The organism is Oleiphilus sp. HI0043 (assembly GCF_001634935.1).
Map to the genome: position 1 here is coordinate 1 of NZ_LWEY01001921.1, position 18,395 is coordinate 18,395.

At 44.2% G+C, this 18,395-nt stretch carries 12 protein-coding genes; 6 read left to right on the forward strand and 6 right to left on the reverse strand.

What is annotated here, in order from left to right; genetic code table 11:
• On the forward strand, positions 1-650 hold a 650-nt coding region (locus A3729_RS29600; RefSeq protein ID WP_156498231.1), incomplete at its 5' end, for an AraC family transcriptional regulator.
• Positions 651-682: 32 nt separating this feature from the next.
• Here the strand turns inward: A3729_RS29600 and A3729_RS29605 are convergent.
• The 6 genes from A3729_RS29605 to A3729_RS29630 are packed head-to-tail and all read right to left on the reverse strand — an operon-like array spanning position 683 to position 7,830.
• The gene (locus A3729_RS29605) at positions 683-2,500 is read right to left on the reverse strand and encodes a BatD family protein (protein ID WP_068506424.1); all 1,818 of its coding nucleotides are present in this window, start codon (positions 2,498-2,500) and stop codon (positions 683-685) included.
• Positions 2,494-4,368: a VWA domain-containing protein gene (locus tag A3729_RS33670; protein WP_068634564.1), complete on the reverse strand. Its 1,875-nt coding sequence runs from the start codon at positions 4,366-4,368 to the stop codon at positions 2,494-2,496. The genes A3729_RS29605 and A3729_RS33670 overlap by 7 nt, the downstream gene beginning before the upstream one ends.
• A complete protein-coding gene (locus tag A3729_RS29615; RefSeq protein ID WP_068634565.1) occupies positions 4,368-5,426 on the reverse strand; it encodes a VWA domain-containing protein in 1,059 nt (352 codons plus the stop codon). The genes A3729_RS33670 and A3729_RS29615 overlap by 1 nt, the downstream gene beginning before the upstream one ends.
• Complete coding sequence (locus A3729_RS29620) at positions 5,419-5,895, reverse strand: DUF4381 domain-containing protein (protein WP_068634566.1); 477 nt, start codon at positions 5,893-5,895, stop codon at positions 5,419-5,421. Before A3729_RS29620 ends, A3729_RS29615 begins: the two co-directional genes overlap by 8 nt.
• A 15-nt stretch (positions 5,896-5,910) precedes the next feature.
• Positions 5,911-6,864 carry a DUF58 domain-containing protein gene (locus tag A3729_RS29625; protein WP_068506436.1) on the reverse strand — a complete coding sequence of 318 codons (954 nt, stop codon included), beginning with the start codon at positions 6,862-6,864 and terminating at the stop codon, positions 5,911-5,913.
• 3 nt (positions 6,865-6,867) lie between these two features.
• Positions 6,868-7,830 carry a MoxR family ATPase gene (locus A3729_RS29630; protein ID WP_068506438.1) on the reverse strand — a complete coding sequence of 321 codons (963 nt, stop codon included), beginning with the start codon at positions 7,828-7,830 and terminating at the stop codon, positions 6,868-6,870.
• A 149-nt stretch (positions 7,831-7,979) separates the two neighbouring features.
• Between A3729_RS29630 and A3729_RS29635 the strand changes: the two genes are divergently transcribed.
• The 5 genes from A3729_RS29635 (at position 7,980) to fba (ending at position 18,307) form a co-directional block, all read left to right on the forward strand.
• Entirely contained in the window at positions 7,980-12,848 is a 4,869-nt protein-coding gene (locus A3729_RS29635) for an NAD-glutamate dehydrogenase (protein WP_068634567.1), read from the forward strand.
• Positions 12,849-12,941: 93 nt separating this feature from the next.
• A complete protein-coding gene (gene tkt / locus A3729_RS29640; RefSeq protein WP_068506441.1) occupies positions 12,942-14,936 on the forward strand; it encodes a transketolase in 1,995 nt (664 codons plus the stop codon).
• Between the two features lie 44 nt (positions 14,937-14,980).
• Positions 14,981-16,012 carry a type I glyceraldehyde-3-phosphate dehydrogenase gene (locus A3729_RS29645; protein ID WP_068506446.1) on the forward strand — a complete coding sequence of 344 codons (1,032 nt, stop codon included), beginning with the start codon at positions 14,981-14,983 and terminating at the stop codon, positions 16,010-16,012.
• A 36-nt stretch (positions 16,013-16,048) separates the two neighbouring features.
• Positions 16,049-17,212 carry a phosphoglycerate kinase gene (locus A3729_RS29650; RefSeq protein ID WP_068506448.1) on the forward strand — a complete coding sequence of 388 codons (1,164 nt, stop codon included), beginning with the start codon at positions 16,049-16,051 and terminating at the stop codon, positions 17,210-17,212.
• Between the two features lie 30 nt (positions 17,213-17,242).
• The gene (fba, locus tag A3729_RS29655; RefSeq protein ID WP_068506450.1) at positions 17,243-18,307 is read left to right on the forward strand and encodes a class II fructose-bisphosphate aldolase; all 1,065 of its coding nucleotides are present in this window, start codon (positions 17,243-17,245) and stop codon (positions 18,305-18,307) included.
• The last annotated feature ends 88 nt before the right edge of the window (positions 18,308-18,395 follow it).

The window sequence follows — 18,395 nt, forward strand, 5'->3', positions numbered from 1 at the left end:
TGGAAATCAAGTTTTCGAATGACTTGGGCTTTGATGAGGTATTTCTAATTACTTCGCTCTATATAATCTGGATTCGTCTGTCGTGTTGGTTGATTGAAAGGCCGATACTACTTGAGCGAATTGAGTTTACTTTCGCAAGGCCTCTATTCCATGAAGAGTACAAGTTAATGTTTCCTTGCCGAGTTGCTTTCTCTCAGGGGCAAAACCGGGTTGTGTTCAACAGCAAGTATTTAGATCTACCGGTTGTTCAGAATGATAGTACCTTAGCGCCATTTTTGAAAAATGCGCCGGCATCGCTACTAAAACAATTTCGTTCAGATGACAGTGTTACTGCGCAGATAAAAAGAATTCTATTGAGTCGTATGGGTGGCAGCTTGGAGATCGAGAATCTTAGCTTTGATCTTGTAGCCAGTGAGTTACATTTAACTACCCACACCGCTCGGCGACGCCTTAAAGATGAGGGTAGTTCATTTAAAGAAATAAAAGACAGTATTCGTCGGGATCAGGCTTTGGTGTTGCTGGCCAAGGCAAACCTGAGTATTAATGACGTTGCTTTGCAGCTCGGCTTTTCAGAAGCAGCAGCATTCAATCGCGCCTTCAAAAAGTGGACAGGGCAAACGCCTGGCGCCTGCCGTGAGCAGCATCGATAGCTGGCTTTCTGGGCTAAGTTTGTCTGGCTGTGCTACTGCGGGTAGAACGGTGGCAAAGAAGCATTGTCTTTGCCTTTCAGGCCGGGTGCTGTTTTAGTGTATTTTTTTAATGCTTCAAGTAAGGCTTGCTGGTCATAGGTCTGAGTTGCATTTTTACTGTAACGATCGTTCTCGAATGCTAATAGTTCGGCAGCAAGCGACTCATCTAAAGCTTTCAGCGAACGCAAGGTAATGGGGGCTGACTTAACGGTGTTTTGTTTTCGCTGGCTCTCGATCCAAGCTAGTACAAGCTTCGGTATGTCACTCGACCCCTTTCTAATTGCTTCAATTAATTGTTTGTAGCTGAGTTCTGAAGTAGTAGAGTCGGGAGCTTGTATCGAGATTAGTTTATTTAAGTCTTGCTTTACTTGCTTCAGTCGTAGAAGTAGGAACAAACTCGTTAGAAGCCAACCAAAGGCGAGTAGTGCGATTATCGCTAGCAAGGCATGCTGATTGCTCTCATTGTGCTTAGGCTCTGTATTTTTAGCTGTGCTTTCTATCTCGGACTCTTGGTTGGGTGTTGCTTTTCCATCATCAGTTAAGTCGATGCTGGAGGGCTGCTCATTCTTTTGAGTTTGGTTTACAGCGCCCGGTTTGATGATGATTGTTCGCTCCGGGAGTGTAGCAATACGCTCAACATCGTTGACTGTATCCCACCAAGGTATGCGTATTTCCGGTAGCGTAATTTCGCCTTGTTTGATGGCAATATATGTTGTTGCGTCCTTTCGTATGGCATATGAGCCGCCTTCGTGAGCTTGTGATTCAACAGACGGTTTATCGGGGTATGACTTAACCCGTTCATTTGATACCGCGGGTATTGGGGGAAGGGCTGACCCAAGTAAACCTAAAGCAGAGGTGGTGATTTCATGCGTAAATGCATCACCGATTGATAGTTCGAGCTGCTCATCTTGCCATTTTTCACTTAAATGCAGGCTCTTTGCTGGTAACCAGTGTTGACCAGTAAAATTGGGGTTCGGCTGTGCTATATTCACTTGAACAGCATCCGATATTTCCGAGACACGTATGCGTCTACGTTGATAGCTGTCGATAAGCACACCGTTGAAGGCTAAACCATCGATATAGAGAGCACCACTTTTTTGAGGATAGATTAGGTACTTTCGTTCAATGACCTCATAGCGTTGGTTATAAGCCATACGATAGTATTTATTTTCCTCGCCAAAAGGTTCAATGATGGCATTGCTTGTGGCGGGCTCACTTAAATTTCCGCTACTAAGCCTTCCTAAGGAAAATAAGCGAACGGTATATTGGATTTGTTCCTGAACGTAAACATCTGATTTGTCTGTTTCAACTTCAATAAAAACAGGGGGAGGGTTGTCCGCGTCGATGGGTGCTTTACCCTCCACAACCTCTATAACAATAGCTTCAGATTTGGCTCCTTGTAGTATTGCCTGAGGAATAGTTAGTGTACCGGCCTGCTTTGGGCTAAGCGTATAGTTCCATGTAACTTCGGTTGTTGTATCGCCATTAATGGAGCGCATACTATAATTCTGCTGGCGATCAAGGATCTCAAAGCTATCTTCAAGCCCTTTAATTGTTGGCGCTTCAATCTGGTTTCGCCCAAAGCTCATTAAACCGCCCAGGCTAAAGTCGATATCCACATTCCCCTGAAGCTTAAGGTTGAAGCTCTCATTGAGATATACTTTATTCCTGTCAACACTGGCACTAAGGGATGTGTTGGCAAGGCTAAGCTGACTAAGTAGGCAAAGTGTTAGTAAGCTAAGCAGCTTACTAAGCATATTGTGATGTTTGTGTGGATAGCCTTTATTTAATTTTGGCTTATCGTTCACCATATTGGCTCACCTTCATTTATTACTGCTGACCCGCCTTTGCGTCGGCGGTCATAAGATTGTTGCTCGAATTTTCTGCGAAGAAGGCCTGATGGGTCGTCAGGCACTCTGCGCATCCATTGCTCATAAGATTGTTTTTCTTCTTCGTTTAGCGCTTGCAAAGAAGATGTAATAGGGTTTTCTTCATTACTGTCTGTTTCATCTTGTTCTGGTTTTGCTTCTCGTTTTTGCGCATCCTGCTCTTCAGTCGTTTGTTCAGTTTGCTCACCTTGAGACTGCTCTTTTTCGTCTTCTGAGCTACCTGACTGTTGATCCTGTGATTTTTCTCGGTTTTGTTGTTTGCCACCATCTTGGCTTTCAGAATTATCGGGCTTACCCTGATCCTGGTTCTCCTGGTTCTCCTGGTTCTCCTGGTTCTCCTGGTTCTCCTGGTTCTCCTGGTTCTCCTGGTTCTCCTGGTCACTGTTTTGTTTCTGCTCGTTTTCCTGTTGAAGTTTCTCTATTAGTTCTTTGTTTGATTTTGCGTCTTGATGATCCGGGTTTTGCTTCAATACTTGCTCGTAAGCATCGAGTGCTTCCTGGAATTTTTGGTTCCTTGCCAGACTGTTCCCCAAGTTGTACAAAGCATCCTGTGAGGGGAGTGTTTCGTATAACTTCGCAGCTTGCTCGTAATTTCCAGCGCGATAATGAGCGGCTGCCTTATGTTCTATGGATTCAAATTTCTCGGCAGCCTCAGTGTAGGACTGTTGCTTCATTAGCTCTTGAGCTTGCTGGTCTTGGGTCTTAAACAAGTCTCTTGCTTCAAGGGCGTGTGAGGTTTCTGGTAAAGAAATAAGCGATATCGAAATAAACAGCGCTAGAAGTGTGTTTTGTCGATACGCAAAAAGCGCAAAAGGTATTATTAAGAATAACAGCAAATAACCGGCATCTTCCCAGGCATCAAAGGTACGAAAACTTTCTTGCTTGTCAGTATTGTTCGCTTTTGCTTTTCTCAGTCGTTCACCCGTGATATCAAGCGCCTCTAGGTCGTGATCATCTAGGGACATTTTAACCATCTTGCCGCGATTTACCCCTGCAAGACTGTCCAATAGTTTGAAAGGAGTCTGTGGGATGACGATCTCGCCCTGGCTTTTAAAATATCCTTTTCCGGGTATATCTATCGGCCCGCCTTCTTTGGTACCTACTGCAAGAACATCTAGATGGATATTCTTGCTACTCAAGGCATCTGAAATACGTTCATTTTGCTCTTGCGTGCTACTGTCTGCAATCAGGATAACGCGACCTGATCGTGAGTTGTTTTGTTTGAATAGCTCAATTGCTTGGTTCACGGCATTATCTGGTCTGCTTCCGATAACCGGCATAATAAAAGGGTCAAGTGCTTCAAGGCTGGCTTTGATTGTATTTATGTCATCTGTTAAGGGTGTAACGATATGACTATCCCCAGAAAATACGATAAGTGAGGTGTTTCCTTCTGTGCGCAGTGCTAGCAGGTCGTGAAGTTTCTGCTTTGCTCTAACGAGTCTGCTGGGTTTTACATCGGTGGCAAGCATTGATACGGATAGGTCAAGAATGACTACCATATCGTCTTGTAGTTGTGCAACGGGCCTAGGTTTTTGTTCCCAGCTCGGGCCAGAAAGCCCAATAATGGCTAGCAATAACAACAAAATTGGCGGCCAGTTTTTTTTGCCTGATTCATTATCACTGGATGCAGGAGTTAAATGCTTCAAAAGCTCAGGGTCGATGCTTCGGCTCCAATCTCCGCTTCGTTGATTAAACTGCCGCAGGATAAGCCAGACAAAAGGCAGTGCTAGCAAGCAAGTTAGCCAAAATGGACGTAAAAAATGAAAATTGGCGAGTAAATCTAGATTCACTATTGCTTGCCTCCTCTTAGGGAAGAGAAGAAAGTGGTAAAGCGTGAGCTAGATGCATAACTCACAACTAAAGCGGCCAGATAAAAACACAGGCTTATTGACAGGAAATATACAAGCAAAGATTTAGTGGGCCGATAGCTTCTGCTGTCTTGTTCGATTGGTTCAAGCTCATTGATGAGCTGGTATATCGCGTTTAATTCTTCAGTGTTTCGGGCCCTAAAATACTTGCCGTCAGTGACTTCGGCAATTGCATTTAGCATGTCTTCGTCCAGATCAGCTGAGGGGTTGACCTTTTGAGTGCCAAAAAAGCTTCGTCGGTAAAGCTCGTCGGCACCAATACCAATCGTATAAATAATGATGTCTTCTTGAGCTGCTAACTGTGCAGCTTTTTCGGGGGGGATCTCGCCAGCGGTATTCGCGCCGTCGCTAAGTAATATGAGAACGCGGCTATCTTTCGGTCTTTCCCTTAGGCGTTTAACACCAAGACCGATAGCATCGCCGATAGCCGTTGCTTTACCTGCCATACCTAAGTAAGCCTCTTGCAGTAGTGTGTTGACCGTTTTTGTGTCGAATGAAAGCGGCGATTGGATATAGGGCTCAGAGCCAAACAGTATTAAGCCGATGCGGTCACCTTTTCTTTGCGTAACGAAGGAAGAGACAACATTTTTGACAACGTCCAAGCGAGATACAAACTCATCATCTAATTTAAGGTCTGTTTCTTTCATGCTTGGTGATATATCGATTGCCAGCATCAAGTCTCTTCCACTTAGCGGGAGGTTTACTTTTTCTCCGTAGTAAGTAGGCCTGGAGGCTGCAACTATTAGAAAACACCACGCAAAAGCCAGTAGGTATTTACTTAGTTTGCTATGGGTTTTTCCTTCTGGTGCACGTGACAGTTTCAGTGCTTTTACTGTTTCATAGAGTGGAAGCTGCGGCGCTCTATAGTTTGTGGTGCTTTGATTTGCTCGCCGAGGGATGAGCAAAGGAATTGGCAAAAGTAATAGCGCAAGAGGCCAAACTAGCCCAAAGTTAAGTGCTTCTAAGAGATTATCAAGCATGACGTAGGCCTCGAATCCATTTTTCGATTAGCATCAATTGCTCGGTATTTATACGAGGGCAATTCCGTTGGTAAATCTCGTGACAGAGGATGTCTAGTAAGTCGCTCGGCAGTATTACTTTGTTTTGCGTTGTGTTGAGAGTATCGCCCCATTTGTCAGCGGTGTCGCTAAGGTGTGTAGTAGAGCTTGAGTTCCCGGCAAGGCATCGCTTTAGGAGTATGTTTATTTCGGTAGCTAGCTCGAAGTTATCCCAACTTTTTGAGTTGTGGGTTATTGCTTTAAGTTCAAGTAAGGCTACCCTGCGCCAGGCATTCCGTTGTCTATGTCTTATGAAAAAAGTAAGACCAAGCGCAATAGCGATGACCGAAATAACAATTAAAGCCCACCAGCCAAAAGCTAGCGGCCACCAGGTGATATCCACGGGAGGGTGGATATCTTTTAGTTGGTCTAATGGCGATGATGGGTTCATGGTGTTATTGAGTCACTATCTGCTGTAATTGCGCAGAATTTCTTGGAGACAGTGGCTAGTTTCCTGATGTGTAGACAGATTTATTAATAAGGATTTAAAACGTTTGCTCATTTCTTCTAACTGGTTTTTGTGTTGAGTCGCCCAGGCGCTGTAGTCGGATCGAACTTGTGCCGAGTTTGAGTTGATGAGCAGAGTTTGTTGGCCATCAGATACAGGGTGTAAGCCTGGTGGAGGAAGCTCTTCCTCTAGAGGGTCATAGCTACGAATGAAGAGTAACTCATTGTGCCTACTAAGGGCCTTAAGTGCTTTTTCAGTTTCCTGATTAAAGTGTAAAAAGTCGCTGATGATAACGATAAGCGTACCTGGCTTTGCAAGTCTGACCGCTTCTATTAGTGCCTTATCAAGCGAGAAAGAAGGGGGAATTTTGCTATCTTCTATATTCAAGGCTTGGTTAAACTGACTAAGAAAATTAATGTATTGCATTACTGACTTGCGACTACGCGCTGGCTTTACTTCGTGATGTGCAATGTCAGAGAATACTATGCCTCCAACGCGGTCATTGTGGTCGAGTGCAGACCATGCGAACAAGGCAGCAGCTTCGGCAGCTCTAACGGACTTGAAGCTATGTTTGCTACCGAAAAACTGGCTTTTACTCTGATCACAAATAACTAGGAGTGGGCGTTCGCGTTCTTCGTTAAATAGTTTAGTGTGAGGCGTCTGGCGCCGTGCTGTAACGCGCCAATCGATACTCCGAACGTCGTCACCAGGCTGATATACACGAACTTCTGCGAACTCCATGCCTCGACCGCGGAATTTGGATAGGTGTGAACCGCTTTGGGGGCGCGAAATAGCTTTTGCTTTTCTGAGTTTTAGATTTTTTGCCTGCCAACGTAAACGCGCAAGCGCCTGCACCGAAGTATAAGGCCCCTGGTCGAGGTTGGGAATTGAGTCTGAATTAGTAACAGGCATTGATTATGCTACAGGAACGCGGTGAATTAGTTCATTGATCACATGATCGGCTGTTATACCGTCTGCTTCAGCTTCAAAGCTGATGATAATGCGATGACGAAAGACGTCGTGAAGTACGGCGCGAATATCGTCAGGGCTAACGAAATCTTTGCCATTTAACCATGCATAAGCACGTGCGCAGCGATCTAGGGAAATTGTTGCGCGTGGACTGGCGCCGAAATCGATCCAGCGACCCAGGTCTTCACCGTATTGTGTAGGTTGACGCGTCGCAATCGTAAGGTGGACAAGATATTCCTCTACAGCTTCGCTCATATGGATTGCAGACATCTCTTTCCTGGCTTGGAAGATCTCAGACTGAGCAAGTTCTAATACCTCTTCGTTCAATGGCGTGTCATCGTGCTCGCTTCTGGCTAGTCGCAATATTTCCTTTTCGGACTCAAGGTTGGGGTAGTCGATCTTTACGTGCATTAAAAAACGATCTAACTGCGCTTCGGGCAGGGGGTAGGTGCCTTCTTGTTCGATTGGGTTTTGCGTGGCCATTACTAAGAATAAACTATCAAGCGGGAAGGTTTGTTTGCCAACGCTTACTTGTCGCTCGGCCATTGCTTCTAGTAGTGCAGATTGAACTTTTGCGGGGGCACGGTTAATTTCGTCAGCTAGTATTAAATTATGAAATATTGGGCCTTTTTGAAATTCAAACTCTCCTTTCTCGGCACGATATATTTCTGTGCCGGTTACATCGGAAGGGAGTAGATCAGGTGTGAACTGGATGCGTTGAAAGTTGCCTTCAATTCGATCGGAAAGTTCTTTGATTGCCTTTGTTTTTGCAAGCCCGGGCGCGCCTTCAACTAGTAAGTGGCCATCTGCCAAAAGGGCAATTAGCAATCGCTCGACCAAATGTGCCTGGCCAAGAATTCGTTTGCTGAGAGCTGTATTTAATTGATCAAATGCTGCATGTGCGCTCATAGTGCAATAACCTAGATAATATTTCTAAAAAAATCGAAGATTAAACTTAATAGATAGATGATTAATAAGCAATTTCCTGTCAATGAACTATTATTCATTTAACTAATGTAAGTTGTGAGCTTTGTTGATTGAAATGGCGGAAAATAATAATGAAGGTTATTGATACCACAAGTAAGAAAAAATTCATTTCCCAGATTAAAGACTCTGTTAAGGATAAGTTAGGTGTCAAACAGGGAGCGTTGGTTACCCAGTTTGTCGACCAGCTTTTCGCAAGCACGTTTATAGAGGAATTCGAAGACCGTAGAGTCTCGGATATGCTCGGCCTTGTTATGTCGGCATGGAAGTTTTCTTCATCGCACAAAGGTACAAAGGCGAAAATTGAGGTTTTTAACCCGAACCTTGAAGACCATAATTGGCAGTCACCCCATACTGTACTCGTGGTGCTTCAAGAAAACATGCCGTTTATTGTCGATTCGATCAGGCTAATCCTTTCTAATCGCATGGTCAAAATTCATAGTATTCAGTATGCAAATATCCGTTGCGAACGAGCAAAAAATGGTGATATTGAATCCCTTAAAAGTGGTGCCGCCGCAAAAGAATCAACCTGCAATGATGAAGCGCTTATATTTATCGAGATAGATCGGCATAGCGATTCAGCGTCTCAGAAGTCTTTGCTAAAGGCTATCAATGAAGTGATGTCAGACGTTTCAACGATGGTTGGCGACTATGAAAATATGCTTACCAAGAAACAGAGCTTGATAGAAAACCTAACCGAAAAGAATTATAAAACTATTGCGCCTGAAGACATTGAAGAGGGGCGCGAGTTTTTACGCTGGATGGGGGATGAACGCTTCATCTTCTTGGGTTGTGTAGATTATGACCTAAAGAAAGAGGGAAGAAGTGAAAGTTTCGACCTCGTTAAAGGAAGCGGCCTGGGGCTGGTTCATCGCTTTGTAGATTTTATCGAAAAGTCAGAACTGAACAAGTTGCCAAAAGCCTCTAAGCAACAAATTTTCGGTAGCAATTTGTTCTTTTTCTCAAAGGCTTCTCAGCGGTCCTCCGTTCATCGACCTGTTTATCCAGAGTGTGTTGGTGTAAAGCGTTTTGATAAAGATGGCAATTTAGCCGGTATCTGTTGTTTTATTGGCCTATACACCGCAAAAATGTATTCTGAATCGCCTGCAAACATTCCTTTGTTGCGGAATAAAATCAGCTACGTTTCTGAAAACTCGGGTTTAAATATACGGGACTATCGGGGCAAGGAGCTTCTGCAGTCTCTGATAGTTTTTCCACGGGAGGATCTGTTCCAGATTGATAAGGATGAGTTGCTCGACGTTATTATGGGAACCCTTTATATACAGGAGCGAAAGCAGACAAGGCTATTTATAAGAGAGGATATTTTTAGCCAGTTTGTCTCATGTTTGGCTTATGTCCCAAGAGAAATCTATAGCACGGATATTCGCCTTAAAATTCAGCGAATTTTACAAGATAGTTTAGGTGCTGCTGATACTGACTTTAATACATTTATATCTGAGTCAGTGCTTGCGCGAACCCATATTAACTTGCGTGTTGAACATTTTGACCGAAGTGCGTTTAACGTTGCTGACATTGAAGAGAAAATTGTTGCTGTAGCTCAGTCTTGGGAAGACGATCTAGAGCAATCTTTGTTTGATGCTTACGGCGAAGAGAAAGCAAATACTTATATCAACCGTTATAGATCCGCTTTTTCATCAAGTTATCGAGAAGAGTTTTCGCCTCGAAGAGCTGCGGTCGATATCGAGAATATAGAAAAGGTAAAAACTGAAAATACGATTGGTATGAGTTTTTATCGAACGATAGAAGAAAATGAAAAAGTCGTTCACTTTAAGCTTTTTCATGCTGATCAACCGATCCCATTGTCTGATGTCATGCCTATCTTCGAAAATATGGGGCTGAGAGTTATCGGTGAGAACCCTTACGAAAGTATTGATCGTGAAGGAGCTACGGTGTGGTTACATGATTTTATGTTGACGACAAGCGATCAGAAGCCAATTGATATTTCGAAGATTCGTGATAATTTCGAAGAGCTATTTATCAAAGTGTGGCAGGGAGACGCAGAGAATGACCGATTTAATAGGTTAATAATCAGTGCCTATATGAATTGGCGTCAAATCGCGATGCTACGATCTTACTCCCGTTATATGCAACAGATTCGCGTTAGCAACTCTCAAGAGTTTATTTCTAATACGGTGGTGTCAAACGTAGAAATCACGGCCTTGCTTAGCGACTATTTTGAACACCGTTTTAAACCCGGTGCAAACGCTTTATCTGCAAAGAATCTAAAGCTGCTAGATAAGATAGAAGAAAACTTTTACAAGGCGCTAAACAATGTACATAACCTGACCGAAGACAAGATTCTGCGTTTATATCTTGATTTGATCAAAGCAACGATGCGTACAAACTTCTATCAGCACGATAGCGGTGGTGCGGATAAAAGTTATATTTCGTATAAGTTGCAGCCGCGTTTAATTCCAAACGTTCCTTTGCCCGTTCCAATGTATGAGATATTTGTTTATTCGCCCAGGGTTGAAGGGGTTCATTTGCGTGGGGGGAAGGTTGCTCGTGGTGGCTTGCGTTGGTCTGATCGTTATGAAGATTATCGCACTGAAGTTTTAGGCTTGGTTAAGGCTCAGCAAGTTAAGAATGCTGTTATCGTTCCGGTTGGTGCGAAGGGCGGCTTCGTTGCTAAGAATTTTCCAAGCGACCGGAAAGGCTTCATCGCTGAAGGGATTGCGTGTTACCAAACCTTTATTACCGGAATGCTTAATGTAACCGATAACCTGGTTAATGGTGAAGTGGTTAAGCCGACCGAAGTCGTATGTCATGATGATGACGATTATTACCTCGTAGTTGCCGCGGATAAAGGCACAGCAACCTTCTCTGATATTGCGAATGAGATATCTTTGGAGAAGGGGCATTGGCTTGGTGATGCCTTTGCTTCGGGTGGTAGTCACGGCTACGACCACAAGAAAATGGGGATCACTGCAAAAGGCGCTTGGGTATCAGTTCAGCGCCATTTCAGAGAGCTAGGTCTTAATACGCAAACAACGCCATTCACTGCAATTGGTATCGGTGATATGGCAGGCGATGTTTTCGGAAATGGCATGCTGCTATCCAAGCATACCAAGCTAGTAGCGGCATTTAACCATATGCACATTTTCTTTGATCCTGATCCGGACCCTTCAACAAGCTTTTCAGAGAGAAAGCGCTTGTTTGAACTGCAGGGCTCTACCTGGGATGACTATAACAAAGAACTGATTTCTGAAGGTGGCGGTATTTATTCACGTTCCTCTAAGTCTATTGAACTTTCGAAGCAAATGCAGGACTTTATCGGTACAAAGGAAACGCGCCTGGCTCCAAATGATTTGATAAATCGAATACTAAAGGCAGAGGTTGACCTGCTTTGGTTTGGCGGCATTGGCACCTATATTATGTCGAGCAAGGAAACTCACGCGGATGTGGGTGATAAGGCTAATGATGTATTACGTATCACCGGTAAAGAGCTAAAAGCCAAAGTAGTCGGTGAGGGCGGAAATTTGGGTATGACCCAGCTTTCTCGTATTGAGTATGCTCAGAGTGGCGGGCAATTAAATACAGACTTTATCGATAACGCGGCTGGCGTAGACTGCTCAGATCATGAAGTGAATATAAAGATCCTCTTGAATGATATATTGCTGAATGGAGACTTAACTGAGAAGCAAAGAAATAAACTGTTAGCAGACATGACGGATAGCGTGTCTGATCTCGTTTTAAAAAATAACTACCGTCAAACACAAGCAATTAGTATAGCGCTTAAAGATGCGATGCCAAGAATGGAAGAGTATCGACGTCTGATCAATGCAATGGAAGCATCAGGAAAGCTGAATCGTGAACTTGAGTTCCTGCCTTGTGATGACGATATCACTGAGCGAAAGTCTCTAGATATGGGGCTAACAAGACCCGAGTTATCAGTACTTATCTCCTATGTAAAAGGTGACCTTAAAGAAGAGCTTATTAACTCGAACCTTCCTGATGATGACCACTTGAGTGATGAAATTGAGGTCGCCTTCCCACAACAGATAGTCAAGAAATACGGTGCTCAACTTCATGATCATCGCTTAAGAAGAGAGATCATATCAACGCAGGTTGCTAACGATATGGTCAATCATATGGGGATTACATTCGTTGAGCGGTTAAAGCAATCAACAGGTGCAAGCTCCTCTTCAGTTGCTTTGGCTTATATTATCGCGCGTGATGTATTTGACCTTGAAAATATTTGGGGGCAAATAGAGGATCTTGATTACCTTATTTCCAGTGACCTCCAGTACAGTATGATGGCTGAGTTAATGAGTTTAATGCGCAGAGCATGTCGCTGGCTGATCAGAAATCGTCGCAGTGAATTAAACGTTACTGAGAATATGGACCGTTTCAAAACTGGTATAGCCAAGATTGCTAAATCGTTACCAAGTTACCTGACTGGCGCATCTGCCCAGTTATGGCAAGATAAGTTTGATAGCCTGGTCGAGCAAGGTGTGCCGGAAAAGCTCGCAGGTATTGTCGCTGGGGCCAGTCATTTGTATTCTGCGCTTGGGATTATAGAGGCGCAGGAAGAGGGTGATGGCTCTCTGGATCAGGTTGCCAAAATTTACTACTTACTGGGCAATCGCTTAGAGCTAACTTGGTTCTCCTACCAAATTAACGCACTTACGCCTTTAACTCACTGGCAAGCACTAGCGCGTGAAGCTTTCAGAGAAGATCTAGACTGGCAGCAGCGTGCTTTAACTGTCGGTTTGTTGAAGTTGAATGATGCCCCGAAAGACATAAATAAACGTGTCGATTTATGGATGGAGCAGCATGATGAGCTTGTGGCGCGATGGCGTCAGATGCTCACTGAATTCAAAGCTACCGAAGATGCAGAGTTTTCAATGTATTCAGTTGCGTTGCGAGAGTTGCTGGACCTTGCCCAGAGTACGGTTCACTCGGCCTCCCAGGCTTCATAATATTATTACCCTATTGTTCAAGTTTTATTTGCTCAATAGGGTAATTTAAGCGAGAATGGCGGCTTTTTTAGATCATCTTTCGGGAGAAATTTAATGCCGTCACGTCGTGAACTAGCAAATGCCATTCGTGCGTTAAGTATGGATGCAGTTCAAAAAGCAAAGTCTGGCCATCCTGGCGCGCCAATGGGAATGGCTGATATTGCTGAAGTGTTATGGAACGGCCACTTACAGCATACCCCTCAGAACCCGTCTTGGCCAAATCGCGATCGATTTATATTGTCCAACGGCCACGGTTCAATGCTTATCTATTCTTTGCTGCACTTAAGCGGTTATGATCTGGGTATTGAAGATCTTAAAAACTTCCGACAGCTACATTCTAAAACGCCAGGTCACCCTGAATACGGATACACACCCGGAGTTGAAACTACCACTGGCCCTCTTGGTCAAGGTATTTCTAATGCGGTGGGTATGGCGATAGCCGAAAAGTCACTTGCTGCGCAATTTAACCGTGAAGGTCATAATATCGTTGATCATTACACCTATACATTTGCTGGTGATGGCTGTTTGATGGAAGGTATTTCCCACGAAGTGTGTTCTTTAGCAGGTACGCTTGGCTTGGGTAAATTGGTACTTTTTTATGATGATAACGGCATTTCAATAGACGGTGAAGTCGAAGGTTGGTTCTCTGACGATACACCTAAGCGCTTCGAGTCTTATAACTGGCAAGTTATTCCTAATGTAGATGGTCATGATGCTGATGCCATCGAGGCGGCCATTAAAGAAGCTAAAAGTAATACTACTCAGCCAACTATTATTTGCTGTAAAACAGTAATAGGTTTTGGTTCGCCAAATAAAGAAGGTAAAGAAGATTGTCACGGTGCTCCGTTGGGTGATGATGAAATTGCTGCAACTCGTGAGCGCTTAGGCTGGGCTCATGGTGCTTTTGAAATTCCCGAAGATATATATAATGGCTGGAATGCTCGTGAAGCGGGTTCCAAGGCTGAGAAAGATTGGTCTGCTCGTTTTGATGCATACGCAGAGGTATATCCAGAACTTGCTAGCGAATTCAATCGTCGTTTAGCTGGTGAGCTTCCAGAAGATTTTGCTAAACAAGCAGATCAATACATTAATCAGTTGCAAGAAGATGGTGCAACGATTGCCAGCCGAAAGGCATCGCAGAATTCCTTGAACCAGTTTGGTCCAATGCTTCCTGAATTAATGGGGGGCTCTGCTGATCTTGCTGCGTCTAACCTGACTTTATGGAGTGGCTGTAAGGGCTTGGAAGCTAATGATGCGGCCGGTAACTATATTTATTACGGCGTTCGTGAATTCGGTATGGCTGCGATTATGAATGGCATCGCCTTACACGGCGGATTTGTTCCTTACGGTGCTACTTTCTTAATCTTTATGGAATACGCACGCAATGCTGTACGTATGTCTGCACTCATGAAGCAGCGTGCTATCTATGTATTTACACATGATTCTATTGGTCTGGGCGAAGATGGCCCAACTCATCAGCCGGTCGAGCAGATTTCAAGTTTGCGTCTAACGCCTAACATGAACTGCTGGAGGCCTTGTGATACGGTTGAGTCAGCCGTGTCGTGGAAGCATTCCCTTGAGCGTGCCGATGGCCCATCTTCATTGATTTTCTCGCGGCAAAACCTAGTTCACCAAGAGCGAAGTAAAGAGCAAGTTGCAAATATTGAGCGTGGTGGTTACATCTTGAAAGACTGTGAAGGCTTGCCAGATTTGATTCTGATCGCTACAGGTTCTGAAGTAGGATTGGCAGTTGCTGCTGCAGACGAACTTACTAAGCGTGAAGTTAATGTCCGAGTTGTTTCTATGCCTTGTACTGATGTTTTTGATCAGCAAGATATCGAATATCGCCTGTCTGTTTTACCTCTTGAGGTTCCTGCGCGTATTGCTATTGAGGCAGCGATCGCCGATTACTGGTACAAGTATGTGGGTATTGACGGACGAGTGATCGGCATGAATAGTTTTGGCGAGTCTGCACCTGCAGGACAGTTGTTTGAGGAGTTCGGCTTCACTGTTGATAACATCCTAAATGTTGCCGAAGATTTGCTATAAATGCACGACCTTATAGTGAGCCTTGAAGGTATCGGACGCTCTGAATGACTTATCGTGTCGCAATTAATGGCTATGGTCGTATTGGGCAGTCTTTGTTGCGTGCTAGCTATGAACGGTCGAAAGGCCGTTCTGTTGGTGACGATTCGATAAAGTTTGTCGCTATTAATGAGCTTGCAGATGCTGATACGATTGCTTATTTGACCCGGTACGACACGACATTTGGTAGATTCCCGCTTTCAGTTGATGTCCAGGGTGACTCGAAGATGGTTGTCGGGAACGACCTAATTGCCTTAACACGTTTTTCGCAACCTAGCATGCTTCCTTGGGAGGATCTGGGTATAGATTTAGTCATGGAGTGTACTGGTCGCTTTAGTTCTCTTAAGCAGGTTTCCGGTCATTTGGAGTCTGGTGCCGGGCGCGTGCTTGTTTCTCAACCAGGTGATGAAAGCTTCGATAAGACAGTGATCTATGGTGTAAATCATTTTGGCTTAGATAGTGGCGACATAATCGCCTCGTGTGCGTCATGTACTAGTAATGCTGTTGTGCCAGTATTGAGTGCTATAGATGAACGCTTCGGTATTGTAGCTGGTTCGCTTACCACTATTCACTCCGCTATGAATGATCAGCCAACGATCGATGCCTATCATCATCAGGATCTTAGGCGTACTCGAAGCTCGATGAACAATGTGGTTCCCGTCGACACAGGTTTGGCGAAAGGTGTTGAGCGTATTTTGCCTGACTTGAAAGGTAAATTAACTGCGACTGCTATGCGAGTCCCTACGATTAATGTTTCAGCGATAGAGTTATCGTTGTATGTAGATATGGCCGTTAATACTAATGATGTGAACGCATTGTTAGCCGAAAAGGCTGGTGCCGATAAATTTGGTATTTTCCACTACACCGAAGAGCCGTTAGCGTCGAGTGATTTTGTTGGTGATACTCACTCAACAATTGTTGATGGTAGTCAGACAAGAGTGAGTGGCGGACGTTTGATCAAGGTTTTGACTTGGTTTGATAATGAATGGGCATACGCAAACCGTATGCTCGATGTTGCTAGATATTGGCTTGCAAAGTGACTTTTTGCAGGGCCGCAATGTTATATGGGAGATTATATGTCTGTTCTTAAAATGATGGATCTCGACCTTAAAGGAAAGAGGGTTTTGATTCGCGAAGATTTGAATGTTCCAGTTAAAGATGGAAAGGTAACGAGTGATGCACGTATTCGAGCGTCATTGCCTACAATCAAGCATGCTATGGAAGCCGGCGCTAAAGTAATGCTTATGTCTCATTTGGGTCGACCAACTGAGGGTGAGTATGATGAGGCTTTTTCACTGGCGCCCGTTGCTAGTCATATGTCCGATCTGCTCGGTAAAGATATTCCAGTACTAAAAGATTGGCAGGATACAGACGGTCTGAATGACGGCGACGTTGTGTTATTTGAAAATGTTAGATTTAACGTTGGTGAAAAGAAAGATGATGAGGCTTTGTCAAAGGCCTATGCAAAGCTTTGTGATATTTATGTGATGGATGCTTTCGGAACCGCTCATCGCGCACAAGCATCTACGCATGGTGTCGGCAAATTTGCCCCTGTTGCCTGCGCAGGCCCTTTGCTTGCTGCTGAACTGGATGCTTTAGGAAAAGCATTAAAAGAACCTAAGCGACCTTTAGTTGCTATTGTTGGTGGTTCCAAAGTCTCCACTAAATTAACAGTGCTTGAGTCACTTTCTGATATTGTTGACCAGCTAATTGTCGGTGGCGGTATTGCTAATACCTTTTTAGCTGCTGATGGCAAGGCTGTTGGTAAGTCTTTGTGTGAGGAAGATTTAATTCCCAAGGCTAAAGCTCTTAGCGAAAAGACTCATATCCCATTGCCTACAGACGTCGTGGTTGGTAGTGAGTTTTCAGAGTCTGCAGTTGCGACAACGAAAAATTCTGATGAGGTAGATGAAGGCGATATGATTTTTGATATCGGCCCGGCAACCTCTGAGAGCTTGGCGGAAATACTGAAAAGTGCGGGTACGATAATTTGGAATGGGCCAGTAGGCGTGTTTGAGTTCGACCAGTTTGGTGCGGGCACTAAAGCGCTATCATTAGCCATCGCTGATAGTGATGCATTCTCAATAGCAGGTGGTGGCGACACCTTGGCTGCTGTCGATAAGTATGAAATCGCAGATAAGGTTTCGTATATTTCTACGGGTGGCGGTGCCTTTTTAGAATTTGTAGAAGGTAAGACTTTACCTGCAGTAGCAATGTTAATAGAGCGCGCAAGCTCATAAATTCAATCCATGTTTTAACCGGAGATAATCATGGCATTAATTAGTATGCGACAACTACTTGATCATGCTGCAGAGTATGACTACGGAGTTCCAGCGTTTAACGTAAATAACCTTGAGCAGATGCGCGCTATTATGGAAGCAGCTGATCAAACAAATAGTCCTGTGATAGTGCAGGCTTCAGCCGGTGCTCGTAAATATGCCGGAGCACCTTTTTTGCGTCATCTTATTTTGGCGGCTATCGAAGAATTCCCGCACATTCCTGTTTGTATGCATCAGGACCACGGTACTTCTCCAGCAGTTTGCCAGCGCTCGATTCAACTTGGGTTTTCTTCAGTGATGATGGATGGTTCGCTGATGGACGATGGCAAAACACCTTCCAGCTACGAATATAACGTTGACGTCACAAAGCGCACTGTTGAAATGGCGCATGCTTGCGGTGTTTCTGTTGAAGGTGAGCTTGGCTGTTTGGGGTCTTTAGAAACTGGCCAGGCAGGTGAAGAAGATGGTGTTGGTGCTGAAGGTACACTTAGTCACGATCAGATGTTAACTGATCCAGAAGAGGCAGCAGATTTTGTTAAGCAAACTGGTGTTGATGCGTTAGCGATTGCATGTGGTACAAGCCATGGCGCGTATAAGTTCACGCGTCCACCTACTGGTGATATTTTGGCTATTGACCGTATTAAAGCGATAAATGAACGTATTCCTGGTACGCACCTGGTAATGCATGGTTCATCCTCTGTACCTCAAGAATGGCTTGCTGTTATTAACGAGTACGGCGGCGAAATTCCTGAAACCTATGGTGTCCCTGTAGAGCAGATTGTAGAGGGCATAAAATATGGCGTTCGTAAGGTAAATATTGATACCGATCTACGTCTGGCTTCTACTGGTGCTGTGCGTCGCTTTATGGCACAGAATCCAGCAGAATTCGACCCTAGAAAGTATCTAAAAGAAACTGTAAGTGCGATGAAAGAAATTGTAGTTGCTCGATACGAAGCGTTCGGAACAGCTGGTCGTGCTGATAAGATTAAGGCTCAAAGTCTTGATTCAATGTTTGCACAGTACCAAGACGGTTCTTTGGCTCCGAAGATATCTTAACCTTGGTAAGGGCCTGAATTTATTCAGGCCTTTTTTCTCATTGCGTTTAAAAAAGCCCTCATTAAAACTTTTATACTCAAACTGTCCA